Genomic DNA, 15,872 nt, shown 5'->3' with positions numbered 1-15,872 from the left:
GGGCAGAGCCGGGCAGAGCCGGGCACCGGCGCCGTCCCAAGACCCGCCTCACTCCACGACCTGATCGTCGCCCGCAAACGCCAGGCGGCGCAGGCTGCGCAGCGCCCCGTCGAGGTCCGCGCGGGACGGGGAGGCCAGGGCGAGGCGCACCGCGTTCGGCGCGTGGCCGGGATGGACCGCGAAGGCCGAGGCCGGGAGGAGGGCGATGCCCTGGCGCAGGGCCGCGGCCGCGTAGGCCTCGGCCCGCCACGTCTCGGGCAGTTCCAGCCAGAGGTGGTAGGCCTGCGGATCGCCCACCACCCGGAGGTCGGCGAGCGCGGCCCGGGCCAGAGCCTGCCGGGCCGCCGCATCGTGGCGCTTGGCCTCGGCCAGCGCCGCCGCCGAGCCCCCGGCCATCCAGTGCATGCCGGCCGCGAGCGACAGGCCGAGCACCGTCCAGGCCCCCTGGCGGACGGAGGCGGCGAGCCGGTCGGTCAGGGCAGGCGGCGCGGCGATCAGGCCGACCGTCAGGGCCGGCATCACCCGCTTCGACAGGCTGTCCACGAAGATCACCCGGTGCGGTACGAGGCCGGCCAACGGCGGCGCCTCGGCCAGGAAACTGTAGACCGCGTCCTCGATGGCGATGAGCCCGGTGCGATCCAGGACCTCCGCCAGGGCGGCCCGCCGCGCCGGCCCCATCGTGGCGCCGAGGGGATTGTGCAGGGTCGGCTGGAGATAGACCCCGCTCAGCGGGGTCGCCCGGTGGGCCTGGAGCAGCGCCTCGGGACAGACTCCCTCGGCATCCATCGCCAGCGGGATCAGCGTGATCCCGAGCCGCGCCGCGATGCCCTTCACCCCCGGATAGGTCAGGGGCTCGCAGCCGATCCGCTCGCCGGGCGCCGCCAGGGCCGCCAGGGCGGCGGCGAGCGCCTGCCGGCCGTTGCCGGTGAACAGGATATCGGCGGGATCGGGGGCGTAGCCCTCCCGGGCCAGGAACCCGGCGGCGACGGCCTGCGCCCGCGGCGTGCCCGCGGGACCGTACTGGCTGAAGCCGATCTCGGCGCCACTGCGGGCCAGCGCCGCCAGGGTCTCGGACAGGACCGCCTCCTGCTCCGGCAGGCGCGAATGGGTCCGCTGCAGGTCGAGGGCCGCCGCGGGCGGCTCCGGCCGGAGCAGGCCGGCCTGCCCCGGATCGCTGCGGACATAGGTGCCCCGCCCGACCTCGCCGGTCACCAGCCCCCGGCGGGCCAGTTCCGCGTAGACCCGGCTCGCCGTCGAGACCGCGATGCCCCGGGCGTAGGCGAAGTCCCGCTGCGGCGGCAGCCGCGCCCCGGGGCGCAGCCGGCCCGCCGCAATGTCGGCGGCGATCGCGTCGGCGACGGAGCGGTAATCCGCGGCGCGCATCATTGCTCCGAGGTCAATGTTTCGATTGATCCGAGATGTGTATCGGATCAATGCTCCGCCAGCAATCCCGGCCGGACTGCATCCCCGCCATCGGATCGACCGCGATGCCCGCCGTCACATTGTCTTCGTCACCCGCCCTTCGCCGCCCCGCCGCGCGCCCGTCCCTGCTACGGACGTGGCTGAATCGGATCCGCACCCGGCGTGCCCTCGCGGCGCTCCACCCCGATCAGGCCCGGGATGCCGGCCTGGAGCCGTGGGCGCTGCGCATCGAGATCGCGAAGCCGTTCTGGCGGGCGTGACGGGTGCCCTGCGCGCAGCGCGGGTGATCCCGCGCCGCCCCGCGCCTATATGCGGGACTCAGCATTCCCTCCCGACAGAACCCGCATGACCGACAAGACCGCGCCTCAGGCCGGGCCGCCTCTCCCGGCCGAGCGCCCCGGCCTGATCGCCACCTACCGCCGGCTCTGGCCGCATCTCTGGCCCCATGGCCGGCCCGACCTGCAGCGCCGCGTCTTCCTGGCCTTCGGCCTGCTGCTCGCCGCCAAGCTGGTGACGATGGTGACGCCGTTCACCTTCAAGTGGATCACCGACGCGCTGGTCGCTGCCGTGGGGGGCAAGGACGCACCGGTGCCCACGGGGCTGCTCGCCGCGCCGATGCTCTTGATCGCCCTCTACGGCGTCTCGCGGATCGCCATGTCGGCGCTGACCCAGGTGCGCGACGGTCTGTTCGCCAAGGTGGCGATGCATGCGGTGCGGCGCCTCGCGCTCCAGACCTTCGAGCACATGCACCGGCTGTCCCTGCGCTTCCACCTGGAGCGCAAGACCGGCGGCCTCACCCGGGTGCTGGAGCGCGGCCGCGCCGGCATCGAGGAATTGTCGCGCCTGATGGTGCTGACGCTCGTGCCGACCATCGTCGAGTTCGTGCTGGTGCTCGGCGTGCTGGCCTACGAGTTCAGCTGGACCTACGCGGCGACCGCCTTCGTGACGGTCGCGGCCTATCTCGCCTTCACCTACAAGGCGACCGAGTGGCGGATCGCCATCCGCCGCCGGATGAACGCCTCGGACACGGACGCCAACACCAAGGCGGTCGATTCGCTGCTCAACTACGAGACCGTCAAGTATTTCGGCGCCGAGCGCCGCGAGGCCGCCCGCTACGACGAGTCGATGGCGCGGTACGAGAAGGCCTCGACGCAGACCTACGTGTCCCTGGCGGTGCTCAATGCCGGGCAGGCGGTGATCTTCACCCTGGGCATGACCGTGGTGATGTGGCTCGCCGCCCGGGACATCCTGGCCGGGCGCACCACGATCGGCGGCTTCGTGCTCGCCAACACCATGCTGGTGCAGCTCTCGATGCCCCTCAACTTCATGGGCATGATCTACCGCGAGATCAAACAGGCGCTCATCGACATCGACGACATGTTCCGCATCCTCGGGCAGAACCCCGAGATCGCCGACCGGCCGGGCGCCGCGCCGCTCGCGGTGGCGGGCGGCACGGTGCGGTTCGAGGATGTCCGCTTCGCCTACCATCCGGAGCGGCCGATCCTGCGCGGCGTTTCCTTCGCGATCCCGGCGGGCCAGACGGTGGCGGTGGTCGGGCCCTCGGGGGCGGGCAAGTCGACGCTCTCGCGCCTGCTGTTCCGGTTCTACGAGCCGCAGGGCGGGCGGATCAGCATCGACGGGCAGGACATCGCGGCGGTGACGCAGGAATCCCTGAGGGCAGCCATCGGCATGGTCCCGCAGGACACGGTGCTGTTCAACGACACGATCGGATATAACATCCGCTACGGCCGGGCCGACGCCACCGACGCGGAGCTGCGCGAGGCGGCCCGGCTCGCGCAGATCGACCGCTTCGTCTCGAGCCTGCCGGAGGGCTACGACACGCCGGTGGGCGAGCGCGGCCTGAAGCTCTCGGGCGGCGAGAAGCAGCGGGTCGCCATCGCCCGGACCATCCTCAAGGCGCCGCCGATCCTTGTGCTCGACGAGGCGACCTCGGCGCTCGATTCCTTCACGGAGGCGGAGATCCAGTCGGCGCTGGACCGGGTCAGCCGCGGCCGCACCACCCTGGTGATCGCCCACCGGCTGTCCACGGTGGTCAACGCCGACGCGATCCTGGTCCTCGACCACGGCCGCATCGTCGAGCGCGGCACCCATGCGGAGCTGCTGGAGGCCGGGGGCGTCTACGCGGCGCTCTGGGACCGCCAGCGGGAGGCCGATGCGGCCCTGGAGGTTCTGCAGCGCGCCGACGCACCGGTGGCGCCCCGGCCCGGGCAGGCGGCCCTGCCCGAGACCGAAGCCGCGGAGTGACCGGGCGGACACAAGCGGACCGTGCCGAGCGGCCCAGGTGCAACCGGAGGCGGCAGCGGCCGTTTGCCGGACATGCCGCACTTCTATCTCCACATCCGTGACGGCCAGTGGCTGATCGAGGATCTCGACGGCGCTGACCTGGCCGACCTCGACGCCGCCCGCGCCGAGGCCGAGCGCTCCGCCCGCGCGCTCTTGGAGATCCAGCGCGTCGACGGCGCGGTGCTGGCCGGCCAGTCCTTCGAGATCGCCGACGCGTCGGGTGCGGTGCTGGCGGTGGTCCCCCTCAAGGACGTGCTGGAGCTGCCCTGATCCCGCGGGATGCCTCGCATCCGCGCCCGCGTCCCGCGGTGCCGGAGCGCGGCGAAGGCCGCGAAGGAGGCCTCCGGCCGGGCGCGCGATCCCTGAAGCCCTCCTTCGCGGCCGCTCCGCCGGGGCGATCCCCTAGGACCGCGACCGCACCCGGACCCCGAGCAGCGCCTCGAACGGCAGGACCATAGCGCCCTTGTCCCGGTCGCCGTGTCCCTGGCGCAGGGCGGTCTGGTAGGTGACGGTGGCGGCCGCGGTGACCGGCATCGGGAAGCCGTTCTCCGCGGCGATCGCCGCCGCGGCGACGAGGTCCTTGTAGGCCGCCCCCATCGGATAACCCTCGTCGAAGCGGCCCTGGAGGATGCGCGGCACGAAAAACTGCGCCGCGTAGCTTCGGCTCGTGCCCGTGGTGACCACCTGGGCGACCTGATCCGGGTCGAGCCCCAGGGCGACGGCCATCGGCAGCACCTCGGCGAGCGCCGCGATGTTGATGTCGTAGAGCGCGTTGTTGATCGTCTTGGTGAGCTGGCCAGACCCGGCCGGCCCCATAGCGAGGATGGTCGTGCCGATCCGCGCCAGCAGCGGGCGCACCCGCGCCACCGCCCCGGCCTCGCCGCCGCACATCACGGTGAGCGTCCCGGCCTCGGCACCGGCCGGCGCCCCGGAGACCGGCGCATCGACGAAGGCGCGCCCGGTCGCCGCCACGGCGCGGCCAATCGCCAGGGCCTTGGCGTGGGCGATGGTGCTGAGGTCGACCACGACTGCCCCGGGGGCGAGGCGCTCCGCCAAGGCGCCGGTGCCGAAGAGCGCCGCCTCGACCGCGTCGCCGTCCGGCAGACACAGGAACAGCACGTCGGCGCCGGCGGCCTGACCAGGATCGGTCGTGGCGACGAGCCCCGGCGTGTCGAGACCGGCGAGGCGCCGCGGATCGCAATCAATCGCGACGAGCGTCTCGGCGTCGGAGTCCCGCTTGGCCGCGAGGTTGCGGGCGATGGGATGCCCCATCGCGCCGAGGCCGAGGAGGGCGAAGCGCGCGGCCATGCGGGTGTCCCTGTTCCGGGTGTCCGGCCGCCCGCCCGTCCGTACGGGGGGAGGCGCCGCGCCAGCATGTCGCCGGACGGGGCCGTCTTCCAGCCCCGTCTCCGGCATTCGTGGAACGCGCGTCATCCCGGGGCCGCGCAGCGGGACCCGGCTCCGGAGGCTGCTCCGGTCGGGACACCCGCGCCGTGCCCCCTCTCCCGTGCGGGAGAGGGGACCCGAATTCCCTGTGCTCGCGTCCCGCCCTCCAGCGCGGCCGCGCGGGATCAGGCGCACCGGAACGGCGGACGGGGGCCAGGGATGCGTGGAGTTGCGCCGCGCCGTTGTTCCCTCGCCCGAGAAATCGGTCTACACGGCCGCTCCCCCGAAATTGCTTACCTGCCGCGTATGCAGGACTGAGCCCGGAGACGCTCGAACCATGCCGATCCTCACCTTCCCCGATGGCAACACCCGGGAGATCGCCGCCGGCACCACCGGCCGCGCCGTGGTCGAGGGCATCGCCAAGTCGCTGGCTAAGCGCACCGTCGCCATGGCGCTCGACGGCACGGTCGCCGACCTCGACGACCCGATCGCGGGCGACGCCCGCATCGAGTTCCTCGACCGCACCGACCCGCGCAGCTTGGAGCTGATCCGACACGATTGCGCCCACGTGCTCGCCGAGGCGGTGCAGGCGCTCTGGCCGGAGACGCAGGTCACGATCGGCCCGGTGATTGAGAACGGCTTCTACTACGACTTCCATCGCGAGACCCCGTTCACGCCCGAGGACTTCCCGAAGATCGAGGCGAAGATGCGCGAGATCATCGCGCGCGATGCTCCCTTCACCAAGGAAGTCTGGACGCGCGAGGACGTGCGCGCCCTGTTCGCCGGCAAGGGCGAGGGCTTCAAGGTCGAGCTGGTCGACGCGATCCCGCCGGGCGAGGATCTGAAGATCTACCGGCAGGGCGACTGGTTCGACCTCTGCCGCGGCCCGCACATGACCTCGACCGCCAAGGTCGGCACCGCCTTCAAGCTGATGAAGGTCGCGGGCGCCTACTGGCGGGGCGATTCGAACAACCCGATGCTGACCCGCATCTACGGGACGGCCTGGGCGAGCCAGGCCGACCTCGACGATTACCTGCACCGGCTGGAGGAGGCCGAGCGCCGCGACCACCGCCGCCTCGGCCGCGAGATGGACCTGTTCCACTTCCAGGAGGAGGGGCCGGGCGTCGTCTTCTGGCACGCCAAGGGCTGGACGATCTTCCAGGAGCTGATCGCCTACATGCGCCGCCGCCTGCGCGGCGACTACGCCGAGGTGAACGCCCCGCAGATCCTCGACAAGGCCCTGTGGGAGACCTCCGGCCACTGGGGCTGGTACCGGGAGAACATGTTCGCCGCGCAGTCGGCCGGCGAGGAGGCCGAGGACAAGCGCTGGTTCGCCCTCAAGCCGATGAACTGCCCGGGCCACGTGCAGATCTTCAAGCACGGCCTGAAATCCTACCGCGACCTGCCCCTGCGCATGGCCGAGTTCGGGATCGTGCACCGCTACGAGCCGTCGGGCGCCATGCACGGGCTGATGCGTGTGCGCGGCTTCACGCAGGACGACGCCCACGTGTTCTGCACCGAGGACCAGCTCGCCGACGAGTGCCTGAAGATCAACGACCTGATCCTCTCGACCTACGCGGATTTCGGCTTCGACCAGATCGTCGTGAAGCTCTCGACCCGGCCCGAGAAGCGCGTCGGCTCCGACGCCCTCTGGGACCATGCCGAGGAGGTGATGACCCGGGTTCTGGCCCAGATCGAGGAGCAGTCGGCCGGCCGGATCAAGACCGCGGTGAACCCGGGGGAGGGCGCGTTCTACGGGCCCAAATTCGAGTACGTGCTCCGCGACGCCATCGGCCGCGACTGGCAATGCGGGACCACGCAGGTGGACTTCAACCTGCCCGAGCGGTTCGGCGCCTTCTACATCGACGCCGACGGCGCGAGGAAGCCGCCCGTCATGGTCCACCGGGCGATCTGCGGCTCGATGGAGCGCTTCACCGGCATCCTGATCGAGCATTTCGCCGGGCATTTCCCGCTCTGGCTGGCGCCCGTGCAGGTGGTGGTGGCGACGATCACCGGCGAGGCCGACGCCTACGCCCGGGACGTCATCCGGACCCTGGAGCGGGCCGGCCTGCGGGTCGAGGCGGATCTCCGCAACGAGAAGATCAACTACAAGGTCCGCGAGCACTCGCTGGCCAAGGTGCCGGTCCTGCTCGCCCTCGGGAAGCGCGAGGCGGAGGAGCGGACGGTCTCGATCCGGCGGCTCGGCAGCCAGCAGACCCGCACCCTGCCTCTGACCGAGGCCGTGGCGGCCTTCGTGGCGGAGGCGACCGCCCCGGATATCCGCCGCGCCCAGGCGGTGGCCGAGACGGTCCCGACCAGCGACACCGTCCTCGACGGCCATCACGGCGTGCACGACGCCCCGTGATCGCGCCGTGATCGCGCCGCCGCGCGGATCGCGCGGCGGCCGGATCGACCCGCCCGGCCTGCGCCGCCGGGCGGACGCGGAAACCGCCTTGGCCGACGGCCGGCATCCGCGCGCCGGGACCTCGTCCGGGGCTCTGGACAGTCTTGAGGCGCATCCACGCGACCGTCTCAACTTCCGGATGGCGCGACCGCGCCAAGGATCGTTGAACGCGAATTGATTTCGTCAAGGTTGGCGAAAGGAATCCCATTCTATGAGGACAAGGGATTAATTTCCGAGCCGGCTCGATCCGGCGGCCGCGCGACGTGGTCGGGTTGCATCGGGGGAATGGCCATGACGGCGCGGTTGGGCAGGGCGGCGATGAAGCTGGCGCGGCGCTATCCTCGGGCTGTCCGTGGCCGGCGCCAGGACGGCCTCGGCCGCGGACGCACCCTCGGACCCGGTTTGGTCCGGGCCCTGGATTCCCTGCCGCACGGCCTGTGCGTGTTCGATGCCGCCGACCGGCTGCTGTTCATGAGCGACGGGTTCCGGCGCCTCTTCGGGTCGGCCGCGAACCGGATCCGGCCCGGCCTGCATGCTCGGGAGGTCGATGCCGCGAGCGCGGCCGGGCCCCTCCCGTCCGACCGGGATCCGAACGGGCTCTGGGCGGCGTGCCGGCGGCTCCGCGCCCGGGGCACGACCGATGCGGTGGTGCAGACGCTTCCGGACGGGCGCCAGATCGCGCGCACGCTGCACCCGCAGGCCGGCGGCGGCTGGACCGCCCTGTGGGAGGACGTGACCGAGCGCCGCCGGACGGAGTCGCTCCTGCGCTACATGGCCCACCACGACCCGCTGACCGGATTGCCGAACCGCTACCTGTTCGCGGCCCGGCTCGACCGGGCCCTGGCGCGCCGCGACGGCGTGCCCTGCGCCTTGCTGTCCATCGACCTCGACGGCTTCAAGCCGGTCAACGACCGTCACGGTCACGCCATGGGCGACGCGCTCCTGCGGCAGCTGGCCGAGCGCCTCCGGGAGGGGTTGGGGGCGGCAGACATCGCCGCGCGGCTCGGGGGCGACGAGTTCACCATCCTCCTGGGCGACGCGGCGCCGGCGCCGGCGCTGGGCTTCGCCCTGCACCTCCAGGCGCGCCTCGCCGCCCCCTACGATCTCGGTGCGGGATCCCCGATCCGCGTGGGCGCCGCGATCGGCGTGGCCTGCGCGCCCCTGCACGCCACGCGGGCGCAGGCCCTGGCGGAGCGGGCCGACGCGGCGATGTACACGGCCAAGCGGCTCGGCCATCCGTGCCTGTGGGACGAAGCGCTGATTCTCGGGCCGACGGATACCGGACGCGGAGCCCCGGCCTGAGGCGGCCGCACCCCGATGTGCCGCGGAACACGCCCGCCGCGAAAGCTTGGGCTTATCTCTTCCCCATACCGCGAAGACAGTCGCGAGCCGGAGGGAGATCGACGATGAGCTGGACCAACCGCATCACACTGGCGCTCACCCTGGCGGGTGGCGCCATCGCGCTGACCCTGTACGCGCAGGCCCTGTCCCTGCCGGCGCATTTCGTCTGAGCGGCGCCGCCGGATCTGCGGGCGGGGAGGCGCTCAGCGCGCCTTCTCGTGCTCCCCGAGGCCCACGGCCTTGTAATCGTAGGTCGGGTAGAACTCGGTGCGATACGCGCCCCAGGCCGTGTCCTCGAGGACGCGGTTGACCTCGCGCAGGCGGGATGCGGGCAGCCGCAGCACGATGATCTGCCCGATCCCCATGACGACGGTCCAGGAGACGACCTCGATGCCCGGAGGCGGGAAGGCCTTGTAGAATCCCTGCCGGGCGAGCTGCGCGTTCAGGTCCGCCAGCGGGCGCGATTGGTCGTGACGCAGGAAGACCGTCAGCATCACGGCGTTGTCGGCCGTGGCCGAAGCCGTGCCCGCCGGCGGGGGCGGTGCGGTCTGCGCCGTCGCCCATCCGGCCGAGCCGAGAAGCATGAGCGCTGCCGCGAGGGCACGGGCCGGACCTGTCGAACGTCGCATGTGATGCCCCTGTCTTGGACCCGTGCCGGCCTCCGACACCGCGCCGGAGGGCGCGCCGTCAGCCGGTTTCAACATCGTAGGAGAGGCGCAGCCGCAGGCGGACCGCGCCCTGCTCGTCGCGCACGGCGATGACGTAGTCCTGCCGCTGCACCGGATCGGTCAGCCCCTGCGCGACCCGGGTCAGCAATCGAACCGCCTTCGCCCGCGCCGCGGCAAGATCGGGCAGATCGAAGCCGTCCCGATCGCGAATCAGGTTGGCGCCGTCGTGGAGATCGATGAAATAGCGGGGCACGGATGCGGGCTCAGCGAGCGCGGAAGCGCGCAGGTATCGACCGCCGGTGTTTCTACGTAGTTTCCCGCGGGCCGCACTGCGCGGTCCTCCGTGTCGCATCCCGAGACGCGGCCGGGATCAGTTCCCCAGAAGAGTCTCGGCAAAATCGTCCGGAACCTCCCCGAACTGGCCGAGGATCGTCACGCCTTCCAGTTCTCCGGTCTCGTCGTCCGCGACGATCTTGAGGGCCGCCGCGCCCGGCATGCGGGCGGCCAGCGCCTCCGCCTTCTTGAGGGCGCCGAACTCGCTCTGGGCGGGCTCCTGACGGGCGGGCCGCAGGCGTTTCCGATGCAGCTCGAACGGCTGCACGAGGAAGGTGGTCCTCAGGGTCATTCCGGTCTCCTCGGCGCAGCCGGCGATCGCGAGGCCGACGGCTCGCTCGCCTACAGGCTGCGTGTGGTCACCCCAAGGGCGAGCAGGACGTAGGCACCGATGAAGAACCATTGCCGGTGCGCCACGACCGTTTTACCGACCATGGGGATGCGCGTGTACAGGCTGGCGACGGCAAGGCCGATCAACACGGCCGACACCAGGAACGTGAGCAGGCGCGGGGCGGAGAGCGTGGGCATGGCCCATGCTCGCGCCGGCACGCTTACCGGACCGTTACCGGTCGAGCCCCGGAACGAGGGGGCGTTGCGCCGTCAGCGGCCCCTGGGTGCCCGGAAGCAGTCCGACCTCGGCGAGCCACAGAACCGCGATCGCTCCGGCCAGCAGCGTCGCGAGCGAAGCGAGGCGCCCGGTCCACCGCCGGAGGACGATCATCACGACCACGACGGCCAGCAGGGCGATGAGAAGCACGAGCATCAGCATGGCCGCGCCATGCCACGCCCCGGCCGCCGCGTCACCGCAGAAGACAATGCAGCCCCCGGCCGACAGAGACGCGCAAGCTCCGAAGCCGCGAGACTCGCCTTCTGGTCGTTCCGCAGAGTGGAAACACTACCGCAGTCGATAGGCTTCGCCGGGCCGCGCAAGAAAGTTCTCCATCGCCGATTGCCAGATCTACCTTCCAGCTGTCCGCCGCGCGCACGCCAGTCATCCGCAGGATGCCCCGCGCCAAACGCTTTTGTAACTTGCATTCAGCGCTCAAAAGTAGCAGATCCCTCGTGAGGGGCACATCAGGAATCTTGCAGTGACAGAGGAAACCACAGGGCCCAACTCGAATTTCATCGAGCTGGCGGGCGACATCGTCGCCGCCTACGTGTCGAACAATCCGGTTCCGGCCTCGGAGCTGCCGGCCCTGATCGCGCGGGTGCACGGCGCGATCAGCGGGCTCGTCGCCGGGACCCTGACGCCGGAGACCGGGGCGGCGCCCCAGGCCGATATCGAGAAGCCGAGCGCGGCCCAGATCCGCAAGTCGGTCCGGCAGGACGGGATCGTCAGCTTCATCGACGGCAAGACCTACAAGACGCTGAAGCGTCACCTGACCAGCCACGGCCTCGATCCGCGCAGCTACCGGGACCGCTACGGCCTTCCGGCCGACTACCCGATGGTCGCCCCGAGCTACGCCGAGCAGCGCTCCGCCCTCGCCAAGGCGATCGGCCTGGGCCAGCCCGGCGCCATGGCCGAGCGTGAGCGCAAGGGCCGCAAGGCAGCCTGAAGGCGGACATCTCCGGGGGTGCCCCGTGCGGGGCGCCCCCGCAACGCTCCGTGGAGCCACGCGCATCGCGCCCCTGCGGCCGGAACGGCCCGCAGCCTTTGGCCGCCGGAACGCACCGAAACCGTTGCATCACCGCCACACGCCTCCAAGACATCGCAGGACACGGACAAGCTGCCACACTCTGCACAAAGCTGATGCGCACGCCGGAGCCCAGGGATGTTACCGAGGGGTTCGGCGAGATGAAGCGAGAGCAGACGATGACGAGTTCGGTCGTGCCGTTCCCGGCGCATATCGCGCCCGCGGTCGCGGACGAGGACACCGCGTCGATCATCGCCGTGTTGCAGGATCAGCTGGCGCTGGCCCGCGAGGGCCGTTTGCGCTCGGTGGCGGTGGTCTCCGTCTCGGCGGACGGCGAGGCGATCGGCACGCAATGGTCCTGCAAGGGCTCCGACATCAGCAACCTGATCGGCAAGCTGACCGTCCTGACCCATGACATGATGGCCGCCCGGAAGTGAGCGACGGGCTCTCGCGGGTGCGCCCGCGAAACGAGCCCACAGGGCCGCGCGGATGCGCGGGCACTGTCCGCCCGCTGCGGCGTTCCAGAGGCGTGGTCCGGTCCCGGACCGAAGGAAGGCCTTTGGATGACTCGTGCTCTTCTGCTCCCCGCGTTACTGGCCGCGGCCGTCCTGCCCGCCGCGGCTGCGGCGGCCGAAGACCCGAAGGACGCCACGCGCACCGAGACGATCGCGGGTCTTGTGCGGATCGTCGGCGCGCAAGCCGGCATCGTTCTTTACTGCCGCAAGTTCTACACCGTCGATGATGCGGTCTCCGAGGGCCTGTCCCGCACGGTCCGCCGGGCACTCGACGTTTCCCTCGGCCACCGGCAGGCGCAGACCGTCATCGCCGCGGAAGGCCGGCGCGTCGCGGAGGAGATCGCCGCGGTGGGTGCGGAGCAATGGTGCGCCGACCAACGCGAGATCCTGAATACAGACGGCGTCCGCGTCTTCATCGACTGAGCCCGCTGGGGGCCGGCCCTGCGCTCAGCCCCCACGACATCGACAGCCCTCGCGACAGATCTTCCACGAGGCCCGCGCCCAGAACAGATGAGGGCGGCAGACCGACTTTATGTTCCGCAATGCAGAACAGATTATGATCTTGTTCGCCCGTTCTTCGTCTGTCATGTTTTGACGACGGATGAAACTGAACAGATCAAGCCGGTCGCACTCGTCCGTACAAGAGCCCCAAGGGCCGCGAGACCGGCGGAGAAGGAAACGCCATGTCCCGACCGCTCTATCTGGCCCTCGCCCTCGTCCTATGCGGGGCTGCCGTCACGCTGTTCGCCTTCATGCGCGCGCCCCAGTCGAAGGAATTCGCCGGGTGGGATGTCGCCTTCATGAGCGGCATCGGCGCGGTCGCCCTGGGCTTTCTCACCACCCTCGTCGAGGTCGTCACCGGCTAGGACCGGCACCGGATCGATACGCAAGCCGCGACCGGTGCGGCGCAGACGAGGCCGACCCGCCGGTCACGGCTTCATCGCCCCCTTTCTACTGGGCGGCCGGCGCGGCACAGGCCACGCGGTCGCCCAATCGCACCGCGCCCGAAGCCCGCTGAATTCACAGTTCGGCGGGCATCCCGACAATTCGATGCATTTCGCAAACCCTGTCTGAACCCGGGTGTCCGATCCTGTCGGACAGAGGTTTGTCGAGGCGGTGATGTTCGAACGACGCAGCGCTCCGCGCACGATCCTGAACGAGACCGGCAGCATCTCAGTAGACGAGCATCGAAGCCTGCCCTGCATCGTCTACGATCGATCGGCCGGCGGCGTGCGGATCGCGCTTCCGGACACCGAGATCGTGCCGGATCGCTTCATCCTCAGTATCGACGCGAGCAACGAGATCCTCGTCTGCCAGGCCATCTGGCGCAAGGCGGACGAGATCGGGGCGACCGCGGACGTCCCCGAGACGGCTCGGTCGGGCGGCTGGACGATGCTTCACGAGCTGGAGCGGGCCTGAAGGCGGCCGAAGGCCGGTCCGCCCAACAGCGAGGCCGCGCGGCCCGAAGTGGCCCTTCGCATCGGATCATCGCGCCGGTCGGCGCGCCGGGGCACCGTGGAGCCGGCTCGCATCAGTCCCAATCGATGTTCAGAGAGCGCTCGAAGGCGGCCGCGGACAGTTCCTTGCCCTTCGGGTCGGCGACCGTGATCTCGCGGAAGCCGCGCCGGGCCAGTTCCCAGGTCTTCTCCATGGCTTGCTCGTCAGTCCCGCAGGCGAACGTCATGACGCGCCCGGACGGATCAATCCCCTTGACGGTGAACACGTCTCTCTCCCTGCTCTCACCTCCCATATAGAGGCGCGTCCCGCATCGCGCCTCCCGCCATCGTGAGAGACACGGGGCCCCGTCGCGTCGTTCCGCGCGGGGCGGGCCCTCAACACGGAGCGGCAGGCCATCATCGGCCCACCGACGCACGGGATTCGCCCGTGAGACGCGAAACCGAGATCCGACCGGTCGTTGCACGGTACGGTCGATCCCTGGACCTCCGTGCTCGTGCGGCCGGCCCGCCCGGGCGGGGATGCGTCGCCAGGCGGGTCCGACCCGGACGCGCGCCTTCGCCGGGACCGGCCTCGCACAGGCCCGCAGGGCCATCGGGAGCTCATCGACGCGCTTCACGATTCGGCCGATCCCGCCCGCACCCGCGGGCAGGCGCTCGATGCCGCGATGACGCCGTGCAGGACGTGTACAGAGCCATCCGCGCCCGGTCTCTGGGCGCGTGGGCGGGCGGCCCGTCGCGGCGCTGCCGGCCGTCTTCGGACGCGGAGTTGGCAATGATGTACGGGGAGGTGGGCCGCCTGGCGGATGAGGGCCTGCGGCTGAGCCTGCGGCAGGCCGAGAATGCCGCATTGCTCGTGATGGCGATGCAGTATGCCTGGGCGGAACTGTGGCTCGAGGGATATCGGGCGGCCGGAGCCGCCCTCAGTGCCGAACGCGATCAACGGGCGCGGACGCGGCGCTTGATCCGTCGCGGCGTATCGCCGGCGGCAGCCGCTCAGGCGTTGCACATCGTCTGAGTCAGGGCCGGAGACAGAGGCGCCCGGGGCGCTCCGTCTCCGGCGGCGGGCTCAGCGACTCGCCTCGACGGAGGCCTGGACCATCGGTCGGCCAAGGGCCGAGACCGTCCGGCTGACGGTCGCCGGCGCCGCCACGGGCTGAGGCGTGGTGGTCAGGTCGTGGGTCGCACGGATCTGCTGGGCAGGCCGGGCCTGCTCTCGATAGAGCGGCGGGGTCAGGTGCAGGTGGTCGTCGGCGGCGGCCGGGCCGATGAAGGCGGCCGAGGTGAGCGCGGCCGACGCGAGGATGAGGATCGTGCGCATGGTGCGTCTCCGTTTCGATCGCAGCGTCGACCGCGGATTGCGATCGACCAGCGCATGAGACCACGGATTTGTGCGATGCGGCATGCGTTTTTCGCATTGCACCATATCGCCACGACGGCACGGTTTTGCAATGTTCCCGGGCTTTCCGGGGGGCCTGAGCAGGGCGACAATTAAATGCCCATGCATTCGATGCAAATGAACTAAACTTCCATTGGCCGGTTCTCAAATATAACTTGGACGCGCGCATCATTTAATTTCTGATCCGGGCGCCGGATGGTTCGTCGCCGCCGCACGGGCGCACCCGGATCGGCGGCCTCCGGCGCCAGATGCCCGTCACACAGGCCCGGTAGACCCACACACCATGCCAAGCATCACGGATGCGCCGATGACGCCCTCCGATCTCGACAAAAGGGCCGAACTCACCATCTGGCCCGCACGCGCGACCGGTCGTTCCGCGGAGGGGCGCCCGTTCGCGACGCTGCGCGAAGCCCTCGCGGTTGCGCTCGAGGCGATCGCGTCCGACGACGCCCGGCCGTGGATCATCACCGAGGCCGGTGACATCCTCTCACCGCGCTGGATCCAGGCGCATTCCCGCTCGCGATCCCTGCAATAGCCGGGGCGACGCGGGTCTTGCAGTCACGATCAGCAGCCGATGCAGATGTCGCGCACCACGTGCGGGTGTCGCAGACCCGTGCGCTGGTTCGGAAGCCGTCCTTCGAGGGATGAAAATCCGCTCCCCAGCCCCGGGGGACGTCGGCGCCCCCCGGTCGGGTCGGCCTGGACGGGTGCCGGCGCCGGTGCCGGCGCCGCCGCGACCGGTGCGGGCTGGGCCGGGAGGACGGGGGCGGGAGCGCCGCTGGCCATCCCCGGATCGGGCTGGGTCAGGGCCATGCCGGGAACCGGAGCCGTCGGCGCGAACTCGCCCGCACGTCCCGGCAGGGAGGCGGCGACGAGGGGAGCGACGATGGGGCCTGCGACGACGAGCCGGGTCAGCGGATGCATCACACTCTCCAGGCTTGGAAGCCGGCACGGCACGGAAAGCCGCGCCTGTGCCCGCCAATCCCGATGACGGGCCCCGGTCCGGCCCCTG

Annotated in this window: 22 protein-coding genes; 12 read left to right on the top strand and 10 right to left on the bottom strand. The window is 71.0% G+C overall.

Features of this window, described 5'->3' with window-relative positions; all coding sequences use genetic code 11:
* Positions 1-48 precede the first annotated feature (48 nt).
* Complete coding sequence (locus tag GGQ91_RS14450; RefSeq protein ID WP_043347461.1) at positions 49-1,383, bottom strand: aminotransferase-like domain-containing protein; 1,335 nt, start codon at positions 1,381-1,383, stop codon at positions 49-51.
* A 104-nt stretch (positions 1,384-1,487) separates the two neighbouring features.
* Here GGQ91_RS14450 and GGQ91_RS14445 point away from each other — a divergent pair, with 104 nt between their 5' ends.
* The 3 genes from GGQ91_RS14445 to GGQ91_RS14435 all read left to right on the top strand — a co-directional run bounded on the left by GGQ91_RS14445 (position 1,488) and on the right by GGQ91_RS14435 (position 3,996).
* The gene (locus GGQ91_RS14445) at positions 1,488-1,682 is read left to right on the top strand and encodes a DUF1127 domain-containing protein (protein WP_043383150.1); all 195 of its coding nucleotides are present in this window, start codon (positions 1,488-1,490) and stop codon (positions 1,680-1,682) included.
* A gap of 85 nt (positions 1,683-1,767) precedes the next feature.
* Positions 1,768-3,687, top strand: coding sequence for an ABCB family ABC transporter ATP-binding protein/permease (locus GGQ91_RS14440; protein WP_179696555.1), 1,920 nt, complete (start codon positions 1,768-1,770; stop codon positions 3,685-3,687).
* 72 nt (positions 3,688-3,759) lie between these two features.
* Entirely contained in the window at positions 3,760-3,996 is a 237-nt protein-coding gene (locus tag GGQ91_RS14435; protein ID WP_043382977.1) for a DUF6894 family protein, read from the top strand.
* A gap of 132 nt (positions 3,997-4,128) precedes the next feature.
* On the opposite strand, the gene GGQ91_RS14430 is transcribed toward GGQ91_RS14435, so the two are convergent.
* Positions 4,129-5,034, bottom strand: coding sequence for an NAD(P)-dependent oxidoreductase (locus tag GGQ91_RS14430; RefSeq protein WP_053608319.1), 906 nt, complete (start codon positions 5,032-5,034; stop codon positions 4,129-4,131).
* Between the two features lie 415 nt (positions 5,035-5,449).
* Between GGQ91_RS14430 and thrS the strand changes: the two genes are divergently transcribed.
* Both thrS and GGQ91_RS14420 read left to right on the top strand, forming a co-directional pair.
* The gene (thrS, locus tag GGQ91_RS14425) at positions 5,450-7,477 is read left to right on the top strand and encodes a threonine--tRNA ligase (protein WP_043757140.1); all 2,028 of its coding nucleotides are present in this window, start codon (positions 5,450-5,452) and stop codon (positions 7,475-7,477) included.
* A 330-nt stretch (positions 7,478-7,807) separates the two neighbouring features.
* A complete protein-coding gene (locus GGQ91_RS14420; RefSeq protein ID WP_182592249.1) occupies positions 7,808-8,818 on the top strand; it encodes a sensor domain-containing diguanylate cyclase in 1,011 nt (336 codons plus the stop codon).
* 242 nt (positions 8,819-9,060) lie between these two features.
* Here GGQ91_RS14420 and GGQ91_RS14415 read toward each other — a convergent pair whose 3' ends face one another.
* The 5 genes from GGQ91_RS14415 to GGQ91_RS14395 form a co-directional block, all read right to left on the bottom strand.
* On the bottom strand, positions 9,061-9,486 hold the full coding sequence (locus GGQ91_RS14415) for a hypothetical protein (protein ID WP_043353555.1): 426 nt from the start codon (positions 9,484-9,486) through the stop codon (positions 9,061-9,063).
* Positions 9,487-9,544: 58 nt separating this feature from the next.
* Positions 9,545-9,778, bottom strand: coding sequence for a DUF6894 family protein (locus GGQ91_RS14410; protein ID WP_043353552.1), 234 nt, complete (start codon positions 9,776-9,778; stop codon positions 9,545-9,547).
* A gap of 117 nt (positions 9,779-9,895) precedes the next feature.
* Entirely contained in the window at positions 9,896-10,150 is a 255-nt protein-coding gene (locus GGQ91_RS14405) for a hypothetical protein (RefSeq protein ID WP_182592248.1), read from the bottom strand.
* Between the two features lie 50 nt (positions 10,151-10,200).
* Positions 10,201-10,386 (bottom strand): hypothetical protein, encoded by a 186-nt coding sequence (locus GGQ91_RS14400; RefSeq protein WP_043353550.1) that lies wholly within the window; start codon positions 10,384-10,386, stop codon positions 10,201-10,203.
* A gap of 34 nt (positions 10,387-10,420) precedes the next feature.
* The gene (locus tag GGQ91_RS14395) at positions 10,421-10,627 is read right to left on the bottom strand and encodes a hypothetical protein (RefSeq protein WP_043353548.1); all 207 of its coding nucleotides are present in this window, start codon (positions 10,625-10,627) and stop codon (positions 10,421-10,423) included.
* A 319-nt stretch (positions 10,628-10,946) separates the two neighbouring features.
* Between GGQ91_RS14395 and GGQ91_RS14390 the strand changes: the two genes are divergently transcribed.
* From GGQ91_RS14390 to GGQ91_RS14370, 5 genes are all read left to right on the top strand, one after another.
* The gene (locus tag GGQ91_RS14390; RefSeq protein ID WP_043353547.1) at positions 10,947-11,414 is read left to right on the top strand and encodes a Ros/MucR family transcriptional regulator; all 468 of its coding nucleotides are present in this window, start codon (positions 10,947-10,949) and stop codon (positions 11,412-11,414) included.
* 239 nt (positions 11,415-11,653) lie between these two features.
* Positions 11,654-11,929: a hypothetical protein gene (locus GGQ91_RS14385; RefSeq protein ID WP_043353563.1), complete on the top strand. Its 276-nt coding sequence runs from the start codon at positions 11,654-11,656 to the stop codon at positions 11,927-11,929.
* Between the two features lie 126 nt (positions 11,930-12,055).
* A complete protein-coding gene (locus tag GGQ91_RS14380; protein ID WP_043353545.1) occupies positions 12,056-12,430 on the top strand; it encodes a hypothetical protein in 375 nt (124 codons plus the stop codon).
* Between the two features lie 260 nt (positions 12,431-12,690).
* Positions 12,691-12,873 (top strand): hypothetical protein, encoded by a 183-nt coding sequence (locus tag GGQ91_RS14375; RefSeq protein ID WP_043353544.1) that lies wholly within the window; start codon positions 12,691-12,693, stop codon positions 12,871-12,873.
* A gap of 253 nt (positions 12,874-13,126) precedes the next feature.
* A complete protein-coding gene (locus GGQ91_RS14370; RefSeq protein WP_043353543.1) occupies positions 13,127-13,426 on the top strand; it encodes a PilZ domain-containing protein in 300 nt (99 codons plus the stop codon).
* A 112-nt stretch (positions 13,427-13,538) separates the two neighbouring features.
* Here GGQ91_RS14370 and GGQ91_RS14365 read toward each other — a convergent pair whose 3' ends face one another.
* On the bottom strand, positions 13,539-13,757 hold the full coding sequence (locus GGQ91_RS14365; RefSeq protein WP_210274712.1) for a hypothetical protein: 219 nt from the start codon (positions 13,755-13,757) through the stop codon (positions 13,539-13,541).
* A gap of 380 nt (positions 13,758-14,137) precedes the next feature.
* Here GGQ91_RS14365 and GGQ91_RS14360 point away from each other — a divergent pair, with 380 nt between their 5' ends.
* On the top strand, positions 14,138-14,479 hold the full coding sequence (locus tag GGQ91_RS14360) for a hypothetical protein (protein ID WP_236961428.1): 342 nt from the start codon (positions 14,138-14,140) through the stop codon (positions 14,477-14,479).
* Between the two features lie 51 nt (positions 14,480-14,530).
* On the opposite strand, the gene GGQ91_RS14355 is transcribed toward GGQ91_RS14360, so the two are convergent.
* Positions 14,531-14,782: a hypothetical protein gene (locus GGQ91_RS14355; RefSeq protein ID WP_182592247.1), complete on the bottom strand. Its 252-nt coding sequence runs from the start codon at positions 14,780-14,782 to the stop codon at positions 14,531-14,533.
* A 385-nt stretch (positions 14,783-15,167) separates the two neighbouring features.
* Between GGQ91_RS14355 and GGQ91_RS14350 the strand changes: the two genes are divergently transcribed.
* Complete coding sequence (locus tag GGQ91_RS14350) at positions 15,168-15,395, top strand: hypothetical protein (RefSeq protein WP_043353537.1); 228 nt, start codon at positions 15,168-15,170, stop codon at positions 15,393-15,395.
* 29 nt (positions 15,396-15,424) lie between these two features.
* On the opposite strand, the gene GGQ91_RS14345 is transcribed toward GGQ91_RS14350, so the two are convergent.
* The gene (locus GGQ91_RS14345) at positions 15,425-15,784 is read right to left on the bottom strand and encodes a hypothetical protein (protein WP_182592246.1); all 360 of its coding nucleotides are present in this window, start codon (positions 15,782-15,784) and stop codon (positions 15,425-15,427) included.
* Positions 15,785-15,872 lie beyond the last annotated feature (88 nt).

The sequence above is a fragment of the Methylobacterium fujisawaense genome, from assembly GCF_014138435.1.
In the GTDB taxonomy this organism is placed as follows: domain Bacteria; phylum Pseudomonadota; class Alphaproteobacteria; order Rhizobiales; family Beijerinckiaceae; genus Methylobacterium; species Methylobacterium fujisawaense.
The sequence above is the reverse complement of the archived record's forward strand: the minus strand, read 5'-3'. Positions and strand labels throughout refer to the sequence as shown.